This is a genomic window from Methylobacterium sp. D48H, assembly GCF_053345715.1.
The window spans coordinates 1-281 of the sequence record NZ_JBKFAP010000219.1 but is presented as its reverse complement, the minus strand read 5'-3'; the positions used below and the strand labels follow the sequence as shown (position 1 = coordinate 281).

General features: G+C 78.3%; 1 protein-coding gene. It reads left to right on the top strand.

The genetic code is table 11. The annotated features are described in order from the left end of the window. Window positions 1-95 precede the first annotated feature (95 nt). The coding region (locus ACLBX8_RS32205) for a citrate/2-methylcitrate synthase (RefSeq protein ID WP_447716475.1) at window positions 96-281 on the top strand (186 nt) is incomplete at its 3' end.

Here is a 281-nt window from a genome sequence, read left to right as displayed (position 1 = left end):
CGACGCCGTTCCTGGCGCTGGCCGGGCTTCTGCAGGAGGCCGAAGCCGCGCTGGGCCGCGGGCACCACCGCCTGGGCCGCGACGCGCGCCGCGCCGTGGCGCATCTCGCCGCGTCCTGCGGCATCCCCGAAGGCCGGGCGCCCCTGCATCAGGGCTTGGCGCGGCTCTGGTCCCTCGACGCCGCGACCGCCGACCGGGCCCGTCAGGCGCTGGTGCTGCTGGCCGACCACGAACTGAACGCCTCGACCTTCGCGACCCGGGTCCCCGCCTCCACCGGCGCG